The sequence below is a fragment of the Streptomyces spectabilis genome (assembly GCF_008704795.1).
GTDB lineage: Bacteria > Actinomycetota > Actinomycetes > Streptomycetales > Streptomycetaceae > Streptomyces > Streptomyces spectabilis.
On sequence record NZ_CP023690.1, the window covers coordinates 2681626 to 2702887 of the forward strand.

General features: G+C 73.6%; 23 protein-coding genes. 10 read left to right on the top strand and 13 right to left on the bottom strand.

All coding sequences use genetic code 11. From position 1 onward, the window contains the following. Positions 1 to 63: 63 nt before the first annotated feature. From CP982_RS11565 to CP982_RS11575, 3 genes are all read right to left on the bottom strand, one after another. Positions 64 to 765 carry a DUF899 domain-containing protein gene (locus tag CP982_RS11565; protein ID WP_150510437.1) on the bottom strand — a complete coding sequence of 234 codons (702 nt, stop codon included), beginning with the start codon at positions 763 to 765 and terminating at the stop codon, positions 64 to 66. A gap of 73 nt (positions 766 to 838) precedes the next feature. Continuing rightward, the gene (locus tag CP982_RS11570; protein WP_150510438.1) at positions 839 to 2077 is read right to left on the bottom strand and encodes a cytochrome P450 family protein; all 1239 of its coding nucleotides are present in this window, start codon (positions 2075 to 2077) and stop codon (positions 839 to 841) included. A gap of 87 nt (positions 2078 to 2164) precedes the next feature. Next, entirely contained in the window at positions 2165 to 3526 is a 1362-nt protein-coding gene (locus tag CP982_RS11575; protein ID WP_150510439.1) for an amidohydrolase, read from the bottom strand. Positions 3527 to 3657: 131 nt separating this feature from the next. Here CP982_RS11575 and CP982_RS11580 point away from each other — a divergent pair, with 131 nt between their 5' ends. After that, positions 3658 to 4623 carry an endonuclease/exonuclease/phosphatase family protein gene (locus tag CP982_RS11580; protein WP_150510440.1) on the top strand — a complete coding sequence of 322 codons (966 nt, stop codon included), beginning with the start codon at positions 3658 to 3660 and terminating at the stop codon, positions 4621 to 4623. Positions 4624 to 4664: 41 nt separating this feature from the next. Here CP982_RS11580 and CP982_RS11585 read toward each other — a convergent pair whose 3' ends face one another. Beyond that, positions 4665 to 5687 (bottom strand): phosphatidylinositol-specific phospholipase C domain-containing protein, encoded by a 1023-nt coding sequence (locus CP982_RS11585; RefSeq protein ID WP_150510441.1) that lies wholly within the window; start codon positions 5685 to 5687, stop codon positions 4665 to 4667. Positions 5688 to 5920: 233 nt separating this feature from the next. Here CP982_RS11585 and CP982_RS11590 point away from each other — a divergent pair, with 233 nt between their 5' ends. After that, positions 5921 to 6394, top strand: a complete 474-nt coding sequence (locus CP982_RS11590; RefSeq protein ID WP_150510442.1) for a DUF3574 domain-containing protein — start codon at positions 5921 to 5923, stop codon at positions 6392 to 6394. 59 nt (positions 6395 to 6453) lie between these two features. Here the strand turns inward: CP982_RS11590 and CP982_RS11595 are convergent, their stop codons facing one another. Beyond that, positions 6454 to 6870: a hypothetical protein gene (locus CP982_RS11595; protein WP_150510443.1), complete on the bottom strand. Its 417-nt coding sequence runs from the start codon at positions 6868 to 6870 to the stop codon at positions 6454 to 6456. Between the two features lie 225 nt (positions 6871 to 7095). Here CP982_RS11595 and CP982_RS11600 point away from each other — a divergent pair, with 225 nt between their 5' ends. From CP982_RS11600 to CP982_RS11620, 5 genes are read left to right on the top strand one after another with little or no spacing between them, the layout of a single operon-like run. Continuing rightward, positions 7096 to 8058: a metallophosphoesterase family protein gene (locus CP982_RS11600; protein WP_150510444.1), complete on the top strand. Its 963-nt coding sequence runs from the start codon at positions 7096 to 7098 to the stop codon at positions 8056 to 8058. A 22-nt stretch (positions 8059 to 8080) separates the two neighbouring features. Next, positions 8081 to 9355 carry an MFS transporter gene (locus CP982_RS11605; protein WP_150510445.1) on the top strand — a complete coding sequence of 425 codons (1275 nt, stop codon included), beginning with the start codon at positions 8081 to 8083 and terminating at the stop codon, positions 9353 to 9355. 2 nt (positions 9356 to 9357) lie between these two features. Next, the gene (locus CP982_RS11610; RefSeq protein ID WP_150510446.1) at positions 9358 to 10368 is read left to right on the top strand and encodes a TolB-like translocation protein; all 1011 of its coding nucleotides are present in this window, start codon (positions 9358 to 9360) and stop codon (positions 10366 to 10368) included. 52 nt (positions 10369 to 10420) lie between these two features. Then, the gene (locus CP982_RS11615; protein ID WP_150510447.1) at positions 10421 to 10831 is read left to right on the top strand and encodes a RidA family protein; all 411 of its coding nucleotides are present in this window, start codon (positions 10421 to 10423) and stop codon (positions 10829 to 10831) included. After that, complete coding sequence (locus CP982_RS11620; RefSeq protein ID WP_150510448.1) at positions 10828 to 11271, top strand: GNAT family N-acetyltransferase; 444 nt, start codon at positions 10828 to 10830, stop codon at positions 11269 to 11271. The genes CP982_RS11615 and CP982_RS11620 overlap by 4 nt, the downstream gene beginning before the upstream one ends. Before the next feature lie 50 nt (positions 11272 to 11321). On the opposite strand, the gene CP982_RS11625 is transcribed toward CP982_RS11620, so the two are convergent. The 3 genes from CP982_RS11625 to CP982_RS11635 all read right to left on the bottom strand — a co-directional run bounded on the left by CP982_RS11625 (position 11322) and on the right by CP982_RS11635 (position 15355). Then, on the bottom strand, positions 11322 to 12293 hold the full coding sequence (locus CP982_RS11625; RefSeq protein WP_150510449.1) for a glycoside hydrolase family 6 protein: 972 nt from the start codon (positions 12291 to 12293) through the stop codon (positions 11322 to 11324). A 123-nt stretch (positions 12294 to 12416) separates the two neighbouring features. Next, complete coding sequence (locus CP982_RS11630; protein WP_150510450.1) at positions 12417 to 13985, bottom strand: YfcC family protein; 1569 nt, start codon at positions 13983 to 13985, stop codon at positions 12417 to 12419. Continuing rightward, positions 13982 to 15355: a M20/M25/M40 family metallo-hydrolase gene (locus CP982_RS11635; protein WP_150510451.1), complete on the bottom strand. Its 1374-nt coding sequence runs from the start codon at positions 15353 to 15355 to the stop codon at positions 13982 to 13984. The genes CP982_RS11630 and CP982_RS11635 overlap by 4 nt, the downstream gene beginning before the upstream one ends. Before the next feature lie 137 nt (positions 15356 to 15492). Between CP982_RS11635 and CP982_RS11640 the strand changes: the two genes are divergently transcribed. Continuing rightward, complete coding sequence (locus CP982_RS11640) at positions 15493 to 15909, top strand: RNA-binding S4 domain-containing protein (RefSeq protein ID WP_150510452.1); 417 nt, start codon at positions 15493 to 15495, stop codon at positions 15907 to 15909. A gap of 11 nt (positions 15910 to 15920) precedes the next feature. On the opposite strand, the gene CP982_RS11645 is transcribed toward CP982_RS11640, so the two are convergent. After that, a complete protein-coding gene (locus CP982_RS11645; RefSeq protein ID WP_150515428.1) occupies positions 15921 to 16826 on the bottom strand; it encodes an acyltransferase domain-containing protein in 906 nt (301 codons plus the stop codon). Positions 16827 to 16998: 172 nt separating this feature from the next. On the opposite strand from CP982_RS11645, the gene CP982_RS11650 reads away from it, so the two are divergent. Further along, complete coding sequence (locus CP982_RS11650) at positions 16999 to 17256, top strand: DUF6343 family protein (protein WP_030683194.1); 258 nt, start codon at positions 16999 to 17001, stop codon at positions 17254 to 17256. A gap of 14 nt (positions 17257 to 17270) precedes the next feature. Here CP982_RS11650 and CP982_RS11655 read toward each other — a convergent pair whose 3' ends face one another. From CP982_RS11655 to CP982_RS11670, 4 genes are all read right to left on the bottom strand, one after another. Then, a complete protein-coding gene (locus CP982_RS11655; RefSeq protein WP_150510453.1) occupies positions 17271 to 17666 on the bottom strand; it encodes a tetratricopeptide repeat protein in 396 nt (131 codons plus the stop codon). An 86-nt stretch (positions 17667 to 17752) separates the two neighbouring features. Next, the gene (locus tag CP982_RS11660) at positions 17753 to 18133 is read right to left on the bottom strand and encodes a DUF3592 domain-containing protein (protein ID WP_150510454.1); all 381 of its coding nucleotides are present in this window, start codon (positions 18131 to 18133) and stop codon (positions 17753 to 17755) included. A 121-nt stretch (positions 18134 to 18254) separates the two neighbouring features. Next, positions 18255 to 18857: a dephospho-CoA kinase gene (gene coaE, locus CP982_RS11665; protein WP_170316404.1), complete on the bottom strand. Its 603-nt coding sequence runs from the start codon at positions 18855 to 18857 to the stop codon at positions 18255 to 18257. 23 nt (positions 18858 to 18880) lie between these two features. Continuing rightward, on the bottom strand, positions 18881 to 19819 hold the full coding sequence (locus tag CP982_RS11670; protein ID WP_150510455.1) for a PAC2 family protein: 939 nt from the start codon (positions 19817 to 19819) through the stop codon (positions 18881 to 18883). A gap of 368 nt (positions 19820 to 20187) precedes the next feature. On the opposite strand from CP982_RS11670, the gene CP982_RS11675 reads away from it, so the two are divergent. Further along, on the top strand, positions 20188 to 21144 hold the full coding sequence (locus tag CP982_RS11675; protein WP_150510456.1) for a right-handed parallel beta-helix repeat-containing protein: 957 nt from the start codon (positions 20188 to 20190) through the stop codon (positions 21142 to 21144). The last annotated feature ends 118 nt before the right edge of the window (positions 21145 to 21262 follow it).

Consider the following 21262-nt stretch of genomic DNA (forward strand, 5'->3'; position numbering starts at 1 on the left):
AGGACTCGCAACGTGACCGATCTGACACCGAGTTGGGGCACTCGGGGCACCGCTGTCGACGGCTCAGTACAGATATTCGTCGTACTCGTCGTGGTACCGCACCCGGGCGCTGCCCGCGGGCGCGCCGAGCTCCGACGCGCGCCCCTTGGGCTCCTCCCACTCCTCCTGGCGGCCGAGCGCGGTGAGGTCGAGCAGGCTCGTCGTGGAGCCGAGGCCGTCGAGTCCGCGGTCGAACGTCGCGTACGTGTGGAAGACGCGGTCGCCGTCCCGCAGGAAGCAGCTGATGCCGGGGCGGTCCAGGAGCCGTCCCGCCGGATCGGCGTACGTCGCGGTGAAGTCGCGGTTGAACTCCGGGCCGCAGGTGGAGTACCAGGGCACCACCCAGCCCATGCGGGCCTTGAACGGCAGGATGCGGGTGAAGGGGGCGCGCGACGCCGCGACGAACGTCGTGCCCCGGGCCCGCAGATGGGCGAGGTGCCCGATCTGGTCGAGGAAGGCCGAGCAGCTGCGGCAGCCCGCGTCCCACTCGGGGGCGAACATGAAGTGGTAGACGATGAGCTGGGCGCGTCCGGCGAACAGGTCGAGCAGCGTCGCCTTGCCGTCGGCGCCGTCGAACACGTACTCCTTGTCGATCTCCACCATCGGGAGCTCGCGCCGCTCGGCGTTCAGCGCGTCGCGGGCACGCGTGGCGGCCTTCTCCTTGGCGAGCAGCTCCTCGCGCGCGGCCTGCCACTCCGCGCGCGTGACGATGTGCGGAAGTCCCATGGCGCTTTCCTCCGGTCGCGATCCACGGTTCTCGGGCGTTCTCAGGAGGGTGGACCGGGGGTCTCACCGGAACTCATCGGTCGCGGAGGGGATTCTTTGGAGATTTCTCGCCGACTCGGCACACGACCGGGAGTTCGAGCAGGCCACGGGCGCGCATCGAGGGGCGCCACCGCAGTTCCTCCTCGGGTACGGCGAGCGCGAGGCCGGGGAAGCGCTCGATGAGCGCGGCGAGCGCCGTCGTCGTCTCCATGCGGGCGAGCGGGGCGCCCAGGCAGTAGTGGATGCCGTGGCCGAGCGCGAGGTGGCCGCCGGCGTCGCGGGTGACGTCGAGCCGGTCGGGGTCGGCGAACCGGTCGGGGTCGCGGCCAGCGGAGCCGGGCGAGAGCAGCACGGTCTCCCCCTTGGGCACGCGGACGCCGCCGATCGTGACGTCCTCCACGGGGAAGCGGCGGATGGCGAGCAGCACCGGGCCCTCGTGGCGCATGAACTCCTCGACGGCGCCGGGCAGCAGGGCCGGGTCCGCGCGCACCGCGGCGAGCTGCTCGGGGTGGCGCAGCAGGCCGAGCACGGCGGTGCCGATGAGCTGCACCACGTTCTCGTACCCGGCGAACAGGATCAGGAAGGCGAGCGACATCAGCTCGTCCTCGCTGAGCCGTCCGCCGCCGTCCTCGTCCCGCACCGCGATCAGGTCGGACAGCAGGTCGTCGCCGGGCCGCTCACGCTTCTCGGCGATGAGCGCGGTGAAGTAGCCGAGCAGGCCCACGACCGCCTCCTTGGCGCGGTGGGGCCGGGCCGGATCGGGGGCGACGAGCGCGTCGGTCCAGGTGCGGAAGTCGGGCCTGCGGGTGGCGGGGACGCCGAGCAGGTCGCAGATGACGGCGACGGGCAGCGGGGCGGCGTACGCGGCCACGAGGTCGCCGCCGCCCGCCTCCTCGACGGCGTCGAGGAGTTCGTCGGCGGCGCGCCGCACCGGCTCGCGAAGGCGTTCCGTGCGGCCGGGCGTGAACGCCTTGACGACCAGGCGCCGGACGCGGGTGTGGTCCGGCGGGTCCATGTTCAGGAGGTTGGCGTCCAGGGCGGGCGGCAGCGCGAAGCCGCTGTAGTTGCCGGGCAGGGCGTGCGCCTTGTCCAGGGAAAGGCGCGGGTCGGCGAGGGCGTCGCGGACGTCGGCGTAGCGGGTGACGAGCCAGGCGGCGTTGCCGTCGGTGCCGGTGACGCGGCGCACGGGCGCGCTCTCGCGCAGGAGGGCGTACGTGGCGTACGGGTCGTGGGTGAGGCCGTCGAGCGCTTCGGGAGTCGCGGGTGTCGCCATGGGTCTCACCCTAAGGAGTGCCGGCCGGCGGCTGCCCGGCGGGCCGGGGCGCGAGGGACGGTTCGGCCCGCCCCCGTGCCGGGCCGTTCAGGCGTCGTACTCCTGGATCCTCCTGCCGTGTCCGCGCTCGACGAGCGCGGGCAGCCGCTGGGCCAACTCCCGTGTCACGGCGGGGACGTCGACGGTCAGCAGCTCCCGGTCGCGCATCAGGACGCGCCCGTCGACGATCGTCGTGCGGACGTCGCCGCTGCGGGCGCTGTGCACCAGGGTCGCGGCGAGGTCGTGCACGGGCTGGGTGTGCGGCCCGGTGAGGTCGACGAGGACGATGTCGGCCCGGCGCCCCGGCGCGAGGCTGCCGATCCGTTCGCCGAGGCCGACGGCCCGGGCGCTCTGCAGCGTGGCGTGGTGCAGCGCCTGACGGGAGGTCAGCCAGCGCGGGTCGCCGGTGGCGGACTTCTGGACGAGCGCGGTGAGCGCCATGGACTCCCACACGTCCAGGGAGTTGTTGGACGCCGCGCCGTCCGTGGCGAGGCCCACCGGGATGCCGAGGTCCGCGAGCAGCCGTAGCGGGGTGGGGCCCCAGGCGAACTTCAGATAGCCGCGCGGGGCGCTGGCGACGGCGACGCGGCCGGTGGCGGCGCGCAGGGCGGCGGTGTCCCGGTCCAGGATTCCGGTGCCGTGGGCGATGAGGACGTCGACGTCGAGCAGGCCGGCGCGGCGCAGGACCTCGATGGGCGTGAGGCCGTGCCGGGCGATGCTGTGCAGGCTCTGCGCGCGGCTCTCGGCGGCGTGCAGATGCACCAGGAGGCCGTGGTCCCGCGCGAGCCCCGCGGTCGCGGCGAGGTCGGCGTCGTCGACGGTGTACGGGGCGTGCGGGGCGAGGCAGGTGGTGACGCGGCCGTCGGCGGCGCCCGCGCGGCGGAGCGCGAAGTCGAGGGACGCCTCGCGTCCCTCGGGCCCCTGCGAGGAGAAGTAGGCCTGGCCGAGGAGGGCGCGCAGGCCGGTCTCCGCGACGACGTCGGCGACGGTGTCCATGGCGAAGTAGTGGTCGGCGAAGGTGGTGACGCCGCCGCGGATCAGCTCGGCGCAGGCGAGCCGCGCGCCCAGCTCCACGTCGCGTGCTTCGAGGTTGGACTCGATGGGCCACACGTGGTCGTTGAACCACTCCTCCACCGGCAGGTCCTCCGCGATGCCGCGCAGGGCCACCATCGGGGCGTGCGTATGGCAGTTGATCAGGCCGGGCAGGGCGGCCTGGCCGCGCGCGTCGAGGCGTTCGGCGGCGTCGAGGTCCGCGGCCGCCGCGGCCGTGGTGACATCGGTGATCACCCCGTCGCGGACGACGATCGCGGCGTCCTCGGCGAAGCCGACGCGCTCCGCCGGATCGTGGACGAGGGCCGTGCAGCCGGTGATGACGAGGTCGGCGGGGCCGGGCGCGGGACGCTGGGTCATCCGTTCACGGTACGGCGCCTGCGCATCCGTGTCGGCCCTCTGCCGACGGGCGGGTTCCGCGGGCACCCTGGCGTGAACTGACCGCCGGGCGCGCCGTGTCCGTCGCCGCCCCGCACCGGGAGGGAGCCGTCATGCTCCTCGCCACCTGGAACCTGGAGAACCTCTACCGTCCCGGCGGCCCCTTCGGGCCGAAGGACAAGGCGGCGTACGAGGCGAAGCTGTCCTCGCTCGCGGCGACGGTCCGCGCGCTCGACCCGAGCCTGCTCGGGGTGCAGGAGGTCGGCGACCCCGCGGCCCTGGACGACCTGGCCGGGCTGCTCGACGGCACCTGGCACACGGCCGTGTCGCGGCACGCGGACGACCGGGGCATCCGGGTGGGGTTCCTGAGCCGTCTGGAGCCGGAGGTCGTGGCCGACGTCGAGGCGTTCCCGCCGCAGCTGCGGCCCGTGCAGCGCGACGACGCGGGCGCGGTGGCCGCCGCGACGGGCCGCGGCCTGTTCGCGATACGGGTGGCGAGCCGCGCGCTCGTCCTCGACGCGGCCGTCTGCCATCTGAAGTCGAAGCTCCTGAGTTACCCCGGCGACCGGTTCCAGCCGCGGGACGAGGGCGAGCGGGCGCGCGTCGGGGCGTACGCGCTCTACCGGCGCACGGCGGAGGCGGCCACGCTGCGGGCGCTGGCCGACGAACTCCTCGGCGGGGACGGGCGGCAGCGGGACGTGGTGGTCCTCGGCGACCTCAACGACGAGGTGATGGCGGCCACCACCCAGATCCTGCTCGGCCCGCCCGGCTCCGAGCTGGGCACGCCGGGGTTCGCGACGCCGGACCGGGGCGACGCGGTGCGGCTGTGGAACGTGGCGCCGCTGATCCCGGCGGAGCGCCGCTTCTCCCGCGTCAGCTTCGGCCGTCGCGAGCTGATCGACCACGTGCTCCTGAGCCACCGCCTGGTGGGCCGGGTCGTGCGCGAGGGCTCGGCGGGCACGGGGCTCCCGGGCGGGCCCGGGGCGCTCGGCCTGCCATCGGTGGGCGCGGACCCGGCCGAGCGGCAGGGCGCGGCGGGCTCGGACCACGCGCCGGTGTGGATCCGGTTCCGCCCGTGACCGGCTGAGCCCCTGCACGGCACGGCCCGGCCCCCGGACGGCTAGCCGCGCGGCAGCACCGCGCCGAGCACCTGCGGCAGCGGATACCAGTCGGCCGAGACGACGCTGGCGTGCCGCTTCGCGAGCAGCGCGACCCGGTCGCGGGCCTGGGCCTCGGTCGGCCGGGTGCCGTCGATGGCGGGCGCCACCTTGTGGGCGTCGGTCATGACGACCAGATAGCCGCGGTCGGCGTACCACTTGGTGTCGACGGACCCGCCCGCGTACACCGAGGAGTCGCCGTCGAAGACCACGAACCAGGGCCGGATCGAGGCGTCCGCGTACCGCGTGCGCGGGTCGCCGGACGCGGCGCCGAGCACGGCGGGGAAGGCGGCGGCGTCGCCGGTCCTGCCCGCGGCGGCCAGGTCGCGCAGATGGGTCGCGTACTCGCGGTCGGTCCACAGGGTGTCGGCGGGGTTGTTCTGCTCGACGGTGCCGGGGATCAGCTCGACGACGAACTTGCCCGCGAGCGCGGCCCTGCCGGGCCAGCCCTTCGCCCGCACGGCCTCGTCGAGCGTGGCCCCGCCGGTGGCGAGGTCGCCGGGCCGGTACAGGGCGTCCCCGAGCTTGGCCTTGAGGAGGGCGTCGAGGTCGGCGGGCCCGCGTCCGTTGCGCGCCTGGAAGCCGTCCTTCAGCTCGACCTTGAGGAGCACGGGCCGGTGTCCGGGGTGGGCGTCGTGCCAGGCCTTCAGGTCGGCGAGGCAGCCGTCGAGGCGCTGGTCGCGCGCCTTGGTGCGCAGCTCCTCGGGGCGCTGCGCGTTCTCGCAGTTGTTGTCGTTGCCGATCGGGTTGCTGTGCGAGACGCGCCAGCCGCCGCCGAAGACGTTGGTCCACACGTCGAGTTCGAGCATGGCCGCGCCGGAGTCGAGCGCGTCGGCGAAGTAGGGGTACTTGGCCTTCTCGTACGCGTTGTGGACGCCGACGCCGGTGGTGGTGCCGTAGGAGGCGTCGCTCCCGGTGGCCGTGGGCTCCGCGGCCACCGCAGCCCCCGTGAACGAGGCCGCGACGACGACGCTCCCCGCCACCATCCCGCGTATCACCCTTCGCACCGCCACCACGCGCACCGCCGTCCCCTTCCACCGCACCGGTCAAGTCCGGGGAAACGTACGGGATTCATGTGACGTCGCGGAAGACGGCGACTTACGGCCACACCTCGTGGCGCTGCCGATGCGCGGGCCACCGCCCCCTTATCTTGTCGACCGTCGAAGATCGGACCTGGCGACCGTGTCCGGTCGTGCCCCGCTGCGAAAGGCCCCCTCACATGGCGCTCACCCTCACGCTCACCGGTCCCCGCCTTGCCGTCGCCGCGGCGGCCGCGGTCCTCGCGATCGGCGCGCCGACGGCGTACGCGGCCCTCGACGGCGGCCCGGCGCAGCCGCCCGCCGCCTCGGCCGCGGCGCGCGGCAAGCCCTTCGTCGAGACGCACCTGTTCTTCGGCACCGAGCGCCCCGACGGCGGCCCGGCCGTGACGGACAAGCAGTTCATGAAGTTCATCGACACCGAGGTGACCCCCGGCTTCCCCGACGGCCTGACCATCCAGCAGGGCCGCGGCCAGTGGAAGGACAGCAACGGCAGGATCGAGCGCGAGCGCAGCTACGAGCTGATCCTGCTGTACCCGACGGCCGACGCGAAGAAGAGCGACAAGCTGATCGAGGAGATCCGCTCCGACTACGAGAAGAAGTTCGCCCAGGACTCGGTGGGCCGCCTCGACGACCGGGCGCGGGTCGACTTCTGAACACCGGTCACTGAACACCGCCCGCTCGGTGGCAGGCCCGCCACCGAGCGACGCGGCACCTACCCGAGGTGCACGTCCCCCACGGTGTGGGCCTGAATGACGTTCCCGCGCTGCACTCCGCCGCTGATGGTGTTGTGCACGGTCCCGCCCCGGTCGTCGCCGCCGCGGCCCAGCTCGTCGAGGAGCAGGCGCAGCTCCGCCGCGGCCTCCGGGTCCGCCCGCAGGACGCGCCGCATCCGGTTGCGCCACTCGGCCCGCGCGTCGGCCTCGGCCTCGGTGTCGCCCGCGTCCCGCGCGGCGAGCAACTCGTCGCGCGATTCGTCGAGTTCACCGCCGACCCGGCCTTCCTCCGCGCCGCGCCGCCGCCCGAGGAAGGCCACGACCCGGCCGCGCGCCGCGGCCCATCCGTCCCCCGCCATCGCCTGCACGAGCGCGGTGGCCCCGGCCCCGGCGAGGGCGGCCAGCTCTGCGTCCATCGGGTCTCCTTCGTGACGGTCAGGCAAGCCCTTTCGCTTCGGGGCCAACGGTAGCCGGGGCCAACGGTAGCCGGGAGCACGGGAGTTGGCTGCGGCGGAGCTGAGGCTTCTTCGGTAGGAAAGTTTCCTAACAATTCTCCGCCGCGATATTGACGCGCACATGTCCACCTCGCCACCATTCCTGGCACGGCCCCTCCCGCACCCCCCATTCGCCAGGAGACGGACATGCCGCAGACCCCCCGTGCCGAAAACCGGAACGCCAACCGCCGCGCCGGACGAGCCCGTTGGCTCGTGCCCGCGGCCGCCACCACCGCCCTCGCCGCCACCGGCGGCCTGCTGCTCTGGTCGCCCGCCGGAGCCGCCGAGAACGACGGGATCGGACGGGCCGCGTTCTCCGCGGTCGCCGTGGGCGACATCGCCGAGCAGTGCACCAAGAGCGACAGCAAGTGCGCGCACCCGAAGACCGCGGCGCTCGTGCAGCGGCTCGACCCGAACTTCGTGATGACGATGGGCGACAACCAGTACGACGACGCCCGTCTGAAGGACTTCCAGAAGTACTACGCGACCACCTGGGGCGCCTTCAAGAACAAGACGAAGCCGGTGCCCGGCAACCACGAGACCTACGACCCGGCGGGCGCCCTCAAGGGCTACAAGTCCTACTTCGGGGACGTCGCCTACCCCGACGGCAAGAGCTACTACAGCTTCGACCAGGGCAACTGGCACTTCGTCGCCCTGGACTCCAACAGCTTCGACGACCGGGCGCAGATCGACTGGCTCAAGCGCGACCTCGCCGCCAACGGCAAGAAGTGCGTGGCGGCGTACTTCCACCACCCGCTGTTCTCCTCCGGCGAGCACGGCAACAACCCCGTCAGCAAGCCCGTCTGGAAGCTGCTCCAGGGCGCGAAGACGGAACTGGTGCTCGGCGGGCACGACCACCACTACGAGCGGTTCGCGCCGCAGACCGCGGACGGCGACGCCGACGCCTCGAAGGGGATCGTCGAGGTCATCGCCGGGACCGGCGGCGCCAACCCGTACAAGATCGAGGAGGTGCAGCCGCACAGCCAGAAGCGGATCACCAACACCTACGGCGTGGTGAAGTTCGACTTCGCGGACGACGGGTTCTCGTGGAAGCTCATCGGGACCGACGGTTCCACGAAGGACAGCAGCCCGGCGTACTCCTGCCACTGACGCCGGACCTGGTGCCCCGCCCATGTATCTGGCAACCACCGACGCGGTCGCCACGGCCACCGACGGCCGCCGCTCGCGCGGCCGCGTCACCGGTCCCGTCCTCGCGCTCGGCGCGGTCAGCCTCGTCACCGACATCTCCTCGGAGATGGTCACCGCCGTGCTGCCCCTGTACTTCGTCCTCGGGCTCGGGCTCTCCCCGCTCGCGTTCGGCTTCCTCGACGGGCTCTACAACGGCGTCACCGCCTTCGTGCGGCTGCTCGGCGGGTACGCCGCCGACCGCGGCGGGCGGCACAAGCTCGTCGCGGGCTCCGGCTACCTCCTCTCCGCCCTGTCCCGGCTCGGCCTGCTGCTCGCGGGCGGGGCCACCGCCGGGATCGGCGCCGCCATCGCGGCGGACCGGCTCGGCAAGGGCGTGCGGACCGCGCCCCGCGACGCGCTGATCTCCCTGCACAGCCCGCCGGACCAGCTCGGCCGCGCCTTCGGCGTGCACCGGGCGATGGACACCACCGGCGCGCTCCTCGGCCCGCTCGCGGCGTTCGCGCTGCTGTGGGTGACCGCGGACGCCTACGACGCCGTGTTCATGGTCAGCTTCTGCTGCGGGCTCTTCGGGGTGCTGCTGCTCGTCGCGTTCGTACCGGGGCGGGAGGAGCCGCCACCGGCCCGGCGGCGGGCGCGCGGGCCCTCGGCTCCGCGCCTCGCCCTCGCGCTGCTCCGCCACGCGGCGTTCCGGCGGGTCTGCGGCGCCGCCGCGCTGCTCGGGGCCGCCACGGTCGGCGACGCCTTCCTCTACCTGCTGCTCCAGCGGCGCCTGGACTTCGCGGAGAGCTGGTTCCCGCTGCTTCCGCTCGGCACCGCCGCCGTCTATCTGCTGCTCGCCGTGCCCGCGGGCCGGCTCGCCGACCGGTTCGGACGGCGCGGACCGTTCCTCGCGGGCCACGCCGCGCTCCTCGTCGCGTACGCCCTGCTGCTCCTGCCCACCGGCGGCCGGCCGCTGCTCGTGGGGGTGGTGCTCGCCCTCGGGGTGTTCTACGCCGCGACCGACGGCGTCCTCATGGCACTCGTGGCCCCCTTCGTACCGCCGGACCAACGGGCCAGCGGCATGGCCGTGGTACAGACCGGCCAGGCGCTCAGCAGGCTCGTCGCCGCCGCGGGCTTCGGCGCCGCGTGGACGCTGTGGGGCATCGGCACCGCGCTGACCTGCGCGGCCCTCGCGCTCACGGCCGCGATCGCGGGCGCGGCGGCGCTGCTGCCCCGCGCCGCGGAACCCCACGGCACGCTCCGACGGAGGACGACCTGACCATGACCCGCCCGCGCCCGACGTCCCTGACCACCCGGCCCCGCGTCCTCGCCGTCGCCGTGGCCGCCGCCGTCCTCACCACCGTCGCCGTCACCTACACCGTGCGGGCGGCGCACGAGGCGCCGCCCACCGTCACCACCTCCGAGTTCGCCCTGGACAAGGGCCAGTTGTACTTCCGCTCGACCCAGGCGGGAGCGGGGCGGGTCGCCCGGCTCCCGCTCGGGGGCCGGGGCCCGCGCACCACCGGCGGCCCCACCTGCGAGCGCTTCCACGCGGCCGGGGGCACCGGCCTGTGCCTGCTGCGCCGCCCGGGCATCCCGCCCAAGGCGTACGCCGTCGTGCTCGACGGCAAGCTGCGCGAGAAGCGGCGCATCGCCCTGCCCGGCATCCCGAACCGGGCACGGGTCTCGGCGTCCGGGCGCATCCTTTCGTGGACCATGTTCACCACCGGCGACTCCTACTCGGGCGGGGGCGGCTCCTTCTCCACGCGCACTTCGATCCTGGACACCCGCACCGGCTATCTGATCAAGAACATGGAGGAGATCCCGCTCACCCTCGACGGCCGCCGCCACCACTCCCCCGACGTCAACTACTGGGGCGTCACCTTCGCCCCCGACGACAACCGCTTCTACGCCACCGTCTCGACGCGGGGGAAGACGTACCTCGTCCGCGGCGACCTGCGGAAGTGGGCGGCGACGGCGCTGCGCGAGAACGTCGAGTGCCCGTCGCTGTCCCCCGACAACACGCGCCTGGCCTTCAAGAAGCGGGTGCGCGGGGGCACCTCGGACCCGTGGCGCCTGTACGTCCTCGACCTGCGCACGATGCGCGAGCGCCCGCTCGCCGAGCACCACTCCGTCGACGACCAGGCGGCGTGGCTCGACGACGACACCCTGGCGTACGCCCTGCCGGGCCGCGAGGGGCGGAAACAGGACGTCTGGACGGTGCCCGCCGACGGCTCCGGCCGCCCCGAACTGCGGATACCGGGCGGCAGTTCACCCGCGGCGGTGCGCTGACGCCGGGGAAATTGAGGTGCGCCCGCCCCCGGACTCCTCGCACGATGCCCCCATGACCACTCATCGCACCGTCGTCCCGTCCCTCTTCCCGCCCCCCGGATACGCCCACGCCGCCGTCGTCGAAGCCGGTACGCGACTCGCCTTCATGGCGGGTTCCGTACCCCTGGACGCCGAGGGCGCCCTGGTCGGCGAAGGCGACGTCGTGGCGCAGACGCGGCAGGTCGTCGCCAACCTCGACGAGGCCCTGCGCGCCATCGGCAGCGACCTGTCGCAGGTCGTGGCGAGCACCGTGTACGTCGTCGGGCACGAGCCCGGCGTGCTGACCGAGGCCTGGGAGGTCGTCCGCGCCTCGGGCCTGCTCGCCACCGAGCCGCACACCTCCACGCTGCTCGGCGTGACCGTGCTCGGCTATCCGGGCCAGCTCGTGGAGATCACCGCCACGGCCGTGGTGCCCGGCGCGTGAGCGTCACCCTGCGGGCCGCCACCGCCGGGGACGGCGCCGCCGTGGCGGAGGTCTATCTGCGCTCGTACGACGCCGCCCTTCCGACCGTGCGCCGGGCCCACACCGACGACGAGGTCCGGGACTTCATCCGGGACGTGGTGCTGCCCCGCGGCACGACGTGGGTGGCGGAGGCGGCGGGCTCCGTCGTCGGGATGATGGTCCTGGACGGCGAGCGGCTCGACCAGCTCTACCTCGCCCCCGCCTGGCGCGGCCACGGCATCGGCGACCGTTTCGTCGCGCTCGCCAAGGAGCGCGGGCCGGACGGTCTGACCCTGTGGACGTTCCAGGTCAACGCGCCCGCCCGGCGGTTCTACGAACGCCACGGCTTCACCGCCGCCCGGTGGACGGACGGCGACAACGAGGAGGGCGAGCCGGACGTGCGCTACGACTGGCGGCCCTGAACCGCCGGCCGGCCGCCACCCCGCCGCCGCCGACCGGCCGTCCCGCGCCGTCAGACGCGGCTGTTGCGCGCGAGTTCCAGCGCGTACCGCGGCCACAAGGCCCCGGCCTCGGGCCCGCCCCGACAGGTGCCGTCGGACTCGCCGGGGCGCTTCACCCACAGATAGGCGTCGACGGCGGGGTCGCCGGTGCGGGTGGTGGGGGCCGTGCCGAGGGCACGGCCCGGCGGGTTGCACCACGGTTCGACGCCCGCGTACGGGCCGTTGCCGTTGCGGCTGGTGTCGATGACGAAGTGCGCGGTGCCGCCGAGCGCCCGCGCGAGCCGGTGCCCGTACGCCGCGCTCACCGCGTCGGTGTGGAAGTTGGACACGTTCAGGGCGAAGCCGTCGGCGCGGTCGACGCCCGCGCGCCGCAGCGGGGCGACGAGCCGCCGCACCTGCGGGATCCAGGTGGCGTTGCCCGCGTCGACGTACACCTTGGTGCCCGGCTGCCGCTTGAGCCGGTCCACGGCGTAGGCGAGCAGCTCGTACCGCTCGGCGGTGTCGACGCCCGCGCAGCCCGCCACCGCGAGGGCCACGGCGTCCGGTTCGACGATCACGTACGCGCCGCGCGTGCCGAGCCCGGCCGCGAAGTCGTCGATCCACGTCCGGTAGTGGTCCGCGTCGCGCGCGCCGCCCGCCGAGTAGGCGCCGCAGTCGCGGTCCGGGACGAAGTACGTGACGAGCACGGCGGTGCGCCCCGCCGCGGCCGCCCGCTCCACGAACGAGCGCACCACCGGCTCGGGCCCGTCCTTGCTCAGCCACTCGGCCTGCGGCCGCACCGCGATCCGGGCCAGCGCCCAGGCGTCGGTGAACCGCCCCTGCCCCATCCACGCGGCGGCCTGCCGCGCGGCGCTCGTGTCCGGGTTCACCCAGAAGGAGACGTCGGCGCGCGGTGCCTGAGAGGCGGGCGCCGGGACGGCGGCGAGCGCGCACAAGCCGAGCGCGGCGACGAGGACACGGCGGACGATGGCCAAGGACGGCATGCGAGCTCCCGGGAGAGATTCAGCCCGTCCGGCGTGTGAGGACGAGGCCGAAGGCCGACGAACGGGGGTCCAGGGGGCGGAGCCCCGGCTTCGGGAAGGGGCGGGTCGGGGGAGAGAGGCCCGTCACGTCACCGCCGCCCCCAACGCCACGAACCCGCAGATCAGCACGGACAGAATCGCCAGCAGAGGCCACACGAACCGCAGATAGCGGTCGTAGCCCACCTTCGCCAGGGCCACCCCGCCGATGGTCACGGCGGTGGTCGGCACCCACAGGTTCATCCACCCGCTGGCCGCCGCCCAGGCGGTGACGACGACCGACCGCGACACCCCGGCGAAGTCCGCGAGCGGGGCGAGGATCGGCATGGCGAGCGTGGCGTGCCCGGACGTGGACGGGATCAGGAACGCGAGCGGCAGGTTCACCACGAACACGATCACCGCGAACACCCCGGACGACGTCCCCTTGACCACGCCCTCGATCGAGTGCAGGACCGTGTCCGTGACCTGTGAGTTGTTCATGATCACGGTGACGCCCCGGGCGAGCACGATCACCAGGGCGGGCGAGATGAAGTCGGCCGCGCCCTGGACGACGGTCGCGCTGAGCCGCTGCTCCCCCATCCGCGCGACCAGGCCCACGAGCACCGCGGCGCACAGGAACAGGGCGGCCAGCTGCGGGAAGGACCAGTCGAGTTCGAAGCCGTACGGCTCGGCGTCCGCGTCCCCGGTGAGCGCGCTCGACCACGGCACCACCGAGAAGATCATGAAGGCGAAGACCAGGGCGACGACGACCAGGATCGTCTTGTGCAGCCGGGTCAGCTCCGGCGCCTCGGATTCCGCCCGTCCCGCGCCCGCCGCCTGCTCGCGATCGCCCGGCAGGAATCCGCTGAGCGAGCGCTCGGGGTCCTTGCGCACGCGCCGCGCGTACCAGACGACGTACGCGACCGTCACGCCCGTGAGCACCAGCCACATCGCGAACCGCAGCACGATGCCGTCGCCGAGGGAGATGTCCGCCGCCGACGAGGCCACGCCCGTCGCGAAGGGGTTGACCGTGGAGCACAGCACGCCGATGCCCGCGCCCAGGATGATCGCGCCGACGGCGGTCATGCGGTCGTAGCCGAGGGCCAGCATCAGCGGCACGATCAGACCGTAGAAGCCGAGCGTCTCCTCGGCGAAGCCCTCGACCGTGCCGAGGACGGAGAACACCACCATGACGCCCGCGATGAGCAGCGCGCCGCGCTCGCGCAGCCGGTGGGCGAGCCGGCCGATGCCCTGGTCGAGGGCGCCGGTGGCGAAGACGACGGTGATGAACGCGCCGATCGCGAGCACGAAGAGGAACACGCCCGCGCTGCCGTAGAGATCCCCGGAGAGATCGGGTCCGACCCGGCCCGACTCGGCGTCCTGGATGCCGTACAGACCGTTGACAGGCGCGAGGAAGAGGTCGTTGAGGCGGTCGACGAAGGACTGCTCGCCGGAAACGCGGTGGTAACTGCCCTGGACGGGGGCGCCCTTGTCGTTGCGGTCGTACTCGCCGGACGGGATCAGGAAGGCGAGCAGCCACACGGCCACGGTGACGACGACGAGCACGGTGAGCGCGCTGGGGAAGGTGAACTTCCGCTTCGCGGCGGGCTCTTCGGGCCCGGGAGCAGGAGCGGGAGCGGGAGGAGGGGGAACGGGCGGAGGCGGGGACGCGCTCATGCCTCGCCTCCCGTCCGGTCACCGGCGCGGAAGCCGTCCGCGTACGCGCGCACGAAGGCGCCCATGGCCACGACGGTGTTGCGCAGCTCGGAGAAGAGGACGCGCTCGTTCGGGGCGTGCAGATTGCACATGCTGTCCTGCGCGCCGAAGAGGAGCACCTCCGCGCCGGGCGCCGCCGCGGCAAGGCCGTTGACCAGCGGGATCGAGCCGCCCGTCGCCACGTACGACGCGTCCGTGCCCCAGGCCTCCTTGAGGGCGGCGAGCGCGGCGCGGTAGGCGGGGCCGCCGGTCGTCGCCTCGTAGCCCGGCCCGGTGTCGCCGGGCGTGACGGTCAGCGGGACGCCGAAGGGGCGCAGGGACCGCAGGTGCTCCACGAGCCGGGCCTGCGCCTCGCGCGGGTCCTGGCGTGGATGGAAGCGCAGGTTCAGCTTCGCCCTCGCCTGCGGCACGACCGCGGAGGCGGCGTGCTCCACACCGGGCGCGTCCAGGCCGATCACGGTGATCGCGGGCCCGCTCCACAGCCGCTCGCCGAGGCTGCCGCTGCCGATCAGGGGCACCCCGTCGCGCACGCCCGCCAGGTCGCGGAACTCCTCCTCGGTGTACGAGGTGCCGGTCCACTCCTCGCGGCGCAGGCCCGCCACGGCCACGTCGCCGTGGACGTCGTGGAGGGTGGCGAGGGCCTTGAGCAGGACGAGCAGGGCGTCGGGCGCGGCGCCGCCGAACTCGCCGCTGTGGCGCGGCTCCTCGAGCGTGCGCGCCTCGACGACGACCTCGGCGGCACCGCGAAGCCCCGTGGTGAGGGTGGGGGTGCCGGGGCGGAGGTTGCCGAGGTCGGCGATGACCATGGCGTCGCAGGCGAAGCGGCCGGGGTCGGTGGGCGGATAGCCGTCGAAGGCGCTGCCGTACTCCTCCTGGCCCTCGACGACGATCTTCACTCCGACGGGCGGGCGGCCCCCGTAGGCGCGGAGCATCCCGAGGTGCGCGATGACGTTGGACTTGTCGTCGGCGATGCCCCGGGCCCGCAGGCCCCCCTCGACGGGCGTCGGTTCGAAGGGCGGCGACCGCCACAGCTTCTCGTCGCCGGGCGGCTGCACGTCGTAGTGGCCGTACAGCAGGACGGTCGGGGCCGCCGGGTCGGGCGGCGGGATCTCGCCGTAGACGACCGGAGCGGTGTCGGGCAGGTCGATGCGCTCGACGGTGGGCACACCGGCGTCCCGCAGCAGCGCGGCGACCAGGTCGTGGGCCTCCTCCACGGGCCCGCCCGGGAACCCGGGGAAGGCGATCGAGGGGATCGACGACAGCCGTACGAGGTCGGCGCGCAAGCCGTCCATCAGGCCGTCGACCGTGGTTGCGAGCTCTTCGGGCGTCATGGGCAGCACCTCGGGATCAGCCGTCATGAGTGTTTTGCCGTGATAAGCCCGAATTATTGGGTGCGGCGGCTCGCGGATTCCGGACGGCTCGCCGTACGTCGGGGCCGCCCGCACCGATGCCGCATTAAGGTCGACCCATGGCTTCGGAGACTTCGGGAGGCGACGCGACGGGGACCGTGCGCGTCGACAGCTGGATCTGGTCGGTGCGCCTGGTCAAGAGCCGCTCGATGGGCGCGGCCGCCTGCAAGGGCGGGCACGTGCGGGTCAACGGCGAGCGCGTGAAGCCGTCGCACGGCGTGAAGCCGGGCGACGAGGTCCGGCTGCGCCAGGCCGAGGGCCGCGAGCGGATCGTGATCGTCAAGCGCGTGATCCGCAAGCGGGTCGGCGCACCGGTGGCCGTCGAGTGCTACGCGGACAACAGCCCGCCCCCGCCGCCCCGCGAGGCGGTGGCCCCGGCCGGCATCCGCGACCGCGGCACGGGCCGCCCCACCAAGCGCGACCGCCGCGAGATGGAGCGCCTGCGCGGCGTCCTGGGCCAGCCGCCGACGCCGTAGCCCCGTCGCGGCTACAGCAGGAACCAGCCGTGGCCGCCGTACCAGTGGCCGCCCGCCCGCAGATGGTCGCCGACGGCCCGCTCCACCCGGGTGCGGCGCGGCAGCCGGGCCACCGGCAGGTCCCGGTCGCCGAAGACGAAGCCGATCGGCACGGTGTCGTCGGGCTCCTCGTCGCCGTACGTCGTGGCGAGCCGGAAGCGGTCCTGGAAGCGCACGATGTTCGCGTCGGCGGGCAGATACCGCTTCAACTGCGGGTCGAGCAGCCACGAGTGGCACACCGCGACCGCGTGGCGCTCTTCGGGGAAGTGGCGCGGGAAGAACTCCCGGGCGAGCGCCACCGAGCGGTCGCACGCCTCGGGTGACAGCGGCCCGTGGAAGTCGGGTATGTGCACGCTCAGACAGAGGTCCTGGGGGCCGAGGCGCAGCCCGGCCCGCGTGACGGACTCGGCCATGCGCGCTCCGAGCCGCGCCCGCTGGAACTGCAGGCGCCCCAGCTGGTAGAGCTCGCCCCGGAAGTGCAGGGCGTGCCAGGAGGGCACCGGCACGCCGCGGCCCCCGTGCCCCCTGCGGTGGACGGCCATGTGCCGCCCCAGATCGGCGAGGGTGCGGCGGGCGACGCCCTCGGGTATGCCGTGGCGGCGGTGGTACGCGCGCACGTACGGCAGCGCGGCGAGGAACACGTACACGTAGAAGCAGCTGCCCAGCTCGCCCAGTTCCTCCGGCAGGACCGGCATGCGGGGCTGCGCCCCGGGCTCGCCCAGATCGCGCACGAGCGCGTCGACGCAAGCCCCGAGGAGCCACCGGGTGTCGTCGTGCCCGAGCACGTGCGCGCGCAGGGCCACGAGCGCGTTGACGTCCTCGTGGGGCACGGCCAGATCGAGGAGGGCCTCGGTCAGCTCGTCGGCCTCCGGCAGCACGGCGGCGGCCGACGGCTCCCCCGCGTCCGCCAGCTCCTTCAGCCACGCGGCGAGCCCCTCGTCACTCTCCGCCGCGGCCCGCAGCACGTCCAGCACAGCCCCACCCACCTCTCGGTCGCCCCTTCCGCTCCGCCCGCGCCGGGTGGACCCTGGAAGGAGGAGATGACGTCCGATGCGCACAGGCAGTGAACCGGTCACGGCACGCAGCCCCTTGCGCATGCGCTTCTGGTTCAGCGTATGGGGCCTGATCTGGGCGACCGCGGGCACGGTGGCCTTCGCGCTTGCCGGGCGCCCCGGCTGGGCCGCGGCGTGCGGCGTGCTGTGGGTGGTGATCACCGTGGACATGGCGCTCGTCCTGCGCCACATCCGGCAGGGGCCGCACTTCCAGCCGGGGCGCGACGTGCCGCCGTACGAGCCGCCGAAGGCCTGAGCGCGCCGCGACCCTCACGCGCGGCCGCTGGTGCCGCCCGTGTCGTCAGGGGGGTCGAACCGCGCCGCCGCCAGATACTCCGGCTGCGGGTCGAGCGCCGCCGCGAGCCGGAAGTGGCGGCGCGCCTGGTCGGGCCGCAGGGCGCGCTCATAGGTGCGGGCGAGTGCGAAGTGCGCGAACGCGTTGTCCGGCTCGCGCTCCAGGACGATGCTGAACTCCAGCTCGGCGGCCCGCAGTTGGGCGGACGCGAAGAAGGCGCGGGCGCGCAGCAGCCGCGCCGCCGTGTTCTCCGGGTGCGCGGCGATGACCGTGTCGAGGAGCTTCACCGCACCCCGAGGATCCCGTGCGGCGAGGAGCTGCTCCGCCGCGCGGAAGTCGATGACATGACTCTCCGGACTGCGTTCGGGCACGCCGGACTCCTTCCCTCGCCTCTTCTGGTTAACGCCCCGGGCGCGTGCGCATATTCCGGTACGACTGCCCGCGGCCGACGACGGTGTCACGCGGTGAGCGCGAGGGCGAGCCCCGCCACCACCAGGCCCGCGCCCGCTCCCACGAACGTCCAGTCCAGGCCGCGCCGTTCGCGCCCGAGCAGCACCACCTCGCGGGGGTCGTCGGCGTCGTACGCGATCGGCACCCGCTCCCCCGCCCGCAGCGGCCGGCGGCGGCTCGCCGGCACCGGCGAGACGACCTCCATGACCCGTCCGTCCGCCGTCTCGAACTGGAGCGCGGGCCGGTCCGCGCCCTGCCGCACCGCCTTGACGAGCGCCTCCGTCAGCTCACCGGCCTCGGTGAGGCTCCGGGTCCGCTGGAGGCCGTAGGCGCCCGCGAGCAGCGCCACGAGTCCGCCCACTACCGTGAACGCCGCCATTACGGCCATGGGCCCGCCCTTCCTGTGCGTCGGCGCTTCGCTGGGATTGTCGCGCCATGCCGTCGATCGCCTGCGGGTCCGCTGTGGCTTGTCGCGCAGTTCCCCGCGCCCCTACCGGGCGCGCCTCCTCTCAGGTCGTCCGCGCCCGGTCGCTGAGGGTCTGCCAGACGGATGCCACGCGTGGGGCCAGGTCGTCGAGGGGGCCGTCGTTGTCGATCACGATGTCGGCGATCTCTAGGCGCTTCTCGCGCGTGGCCTGGGCCGCCATCCGGGCGCGGGCGTCGTCCTCGGTCATGCCGCGCAGCCGCACCAGCCGGTCCAGCTGGGTCGCGGGGCTTGCGTCGACGACGATCACCAGGTCGTACAGCGGAGCGAGGCCGTTCTCGGTGAGCAGCGGCACGTCGTGCACGACCACCGCGTCCGGGGCCGCGGCCCGCTCCAACTCCGCGGAGCGCGCGCCCACCCGGGGGTGCACGATGCCGTTGAGCGTGGCCAGCTTCGCGGCGTCGGAGAAGACGATCGCGCCGAGCTTCGGCCGGTCCAGGGAACCGTCCGGGGCGAGGACGTCCGCGCCGAACGCCCGGACGACCTCGGCGAGCCCGTCCGTGCCGGGCGCCACCACCTCGCGCGCGATGCGGTCGGCGTCGATCAACACGGCTCCGGACGCGACGAGCAGCCGCGACACCTCGCTCTTGCCGGCGCCGATACCGCCGGTCAAACCCACCTTCAGCATGACCGGCAGCTTAGGCCCTGGCGTCAGCCGTCGCCCTCCCGCTCCGCGAGGAAGCGCTCGAACTCGCGGCCGATCTCGTCCGCCGACGGGATGTCCGCGGGCTCGGCGAGCATGTTGCCCCGCGACTCCGCGCCCGCGGCCGCGTCGTACTGGTGCTCAAGTCCCTGGACGAGCGCGACCAGTTCCTCGTCGCCCTCCTGGATCTGCCGGTCGATCTCGGTCTGGGTGCGGTGAGCCTCCGTGCGCAGCGCGTGCGCGGCCGAGGGCAGTACGAGACCGGTGGCGGCGGTGATCGCCTCCAGGACGGTCAGGGCCGCGTCCGGGTACGAGGAGCGCGCCACGTAGTGCGGCACGTGCGCGGCGACGCCGAGCACGTCGTGGCCCGCCTGCGCCAGGCGGTACTCGACCAGCGACTCCGCGCTGCCGGGCACCTGCGCCTCGTCGAAGGGGCTGGTGTGGCCGGGCACCAGGTCGGTGCGGTTGCCGTGCGGGGTCAGTCCGACGGGGCGGGTGTGCGGGACGCCCATCGGGATGCCGTGGAAGTTCACCGAGAGCCGGACGCCGAGCCGCTCGACGATCTCCTTGACGGCGGCGGCGAAGCGTTCCCACTCGATGTCCGGCTCCGGCCCGGAGAGCAGCAGGAAGGGCGCGCCGGTGGCGTCCTGGAGCAGCCGCACGTCGAGGGTGGGCTCCTCGTAGTCGCTCCACTTGTCCCGACGGAAGGTCAGCAGCGGGCGCCGTGCGCGGTAGTCGACGAGCCGGTCGTGGTCGAAGCGGGCCACGACCTGCCCGGGCAGGCTGTCCACGAGCCGCTCGACGATCTGGTCGCCGGTCTCGCCCGCGTCGATGTAGCCGTCGAAGTGGTAGAGCATGACAAGACCGGCCGACTCCTGGGCAAGCGCCATGTCGACGACCGCGAGCCCCTTGGGCTCCCACGCGTACAAACCCTGCGGATCAAGCACAGTGACCGCTCCTCCTCGTGTTCATAGAGCAGAACGCGCCCTGGAAGGCGGGCATTCCCGCCGACGGCGATCGCGTGAACACCTGAGCAGCTGGGGTCCGTCCGTCGGGTCGCCGCGCCGCATCGCACGGGCCACCGCCCGGAGGCGCGCACGGAGCGCGCGGCGGTTCGTATCCGTGAACTAGGCCCGGAAGAGGCCCAGTTCATCGATTTCCGCCTGCCCACATGCGCCAGTGCACTCACCCTTGGTGCAGACCTTGACGCGCACATGCCTCGCCTCTACCGTCTCGAAGCAGTTCGGCGTTCAGTATCCCGCCCAGTATTCACGTACACGAACCTGCTTCGTCCGTCCACGGGAAGGGACCCCCCATGCGCACGCGCACCCTGCTCGCCTCCGCACTGGCCGCCGTCACCGCCACGGGCGGGCTCGCCCTCACCGCGCACGCGCGGCCCGCGGAGACCATCGAGGTCTCCACTGCCGCCGGGCTCAAGGCGGCCCTCACCGCCGCGTCGCCCGGCGACACGATCCACCTCGCCGACGGCACGTACTCCGGGAACTTCACGACCACGACCGCCGCGAGCTCCGGCGCCCGCATCACCCTGACCGGCTCCCCCAAGGCGGTCCTGAGGGCGGGCGGCGGCTACGGCCTGCACCTCGACGGGGCCTCGTACTGGACGGTCAAGGGCGTCACCGTCACCGGCGGCCAGAAGGGCATCATGATCGACTCCGCGCGCGGCGTCGTGGTCGACGGCGTGACGGTCCACGGCCTGGACATGGAAGGCGTGCACTTCCGCAAGTCGAGCCCCGACGGCGTCATCAAGAACTCCCGCGTCTACGACACCGGCAACGACGGCCGGGGCATGGGCGAGGGCGTGTACGTGGGCTCCGCGAACACCCTCTCCGACAAGAGCGACAACGTGTCGATCCTCGACAACGTCATCGGCCCTGACGTCGGCGGCGAGGCCGTCGACCTCAAGGAGGGCACCCGGAACGGCCGGGTCGCGGGCAACACGTTCGACGGCAGGGGCCTGACGGGCAACAACTACGACGACTCGTGGATCGACGTGAAGGGCAACGGCTACGTCATCGAGGGCAACACCGGCAAGAACACCACGAACAACGGCTTCGAGACGCACACCCAGCAGTCCGGCTGGGGCTGCGGCACGGTCTTCCGCGCCAACACGGCCGACCTGACCGGCGCGACGGGCGACAAACAGCTGGCGATCAACGTGACGAACCAGAGCGCGTCCTGCCGAACGACGGTCCACGCGAGCAACACGGTGAAGGGCGGCAAGGGCCTGACGAACATCCCGGTCACCCCGTAACAGCACCCCGCAGAAGCGGCCCGAAGGGGCGCGGGGAACTGCGCACCCAACCCCCACGGCCCGCGGACGGAAAACGCACGGCGGGCCGCACCCCAGTCGGGGTGCGGCCCGCCGTTTC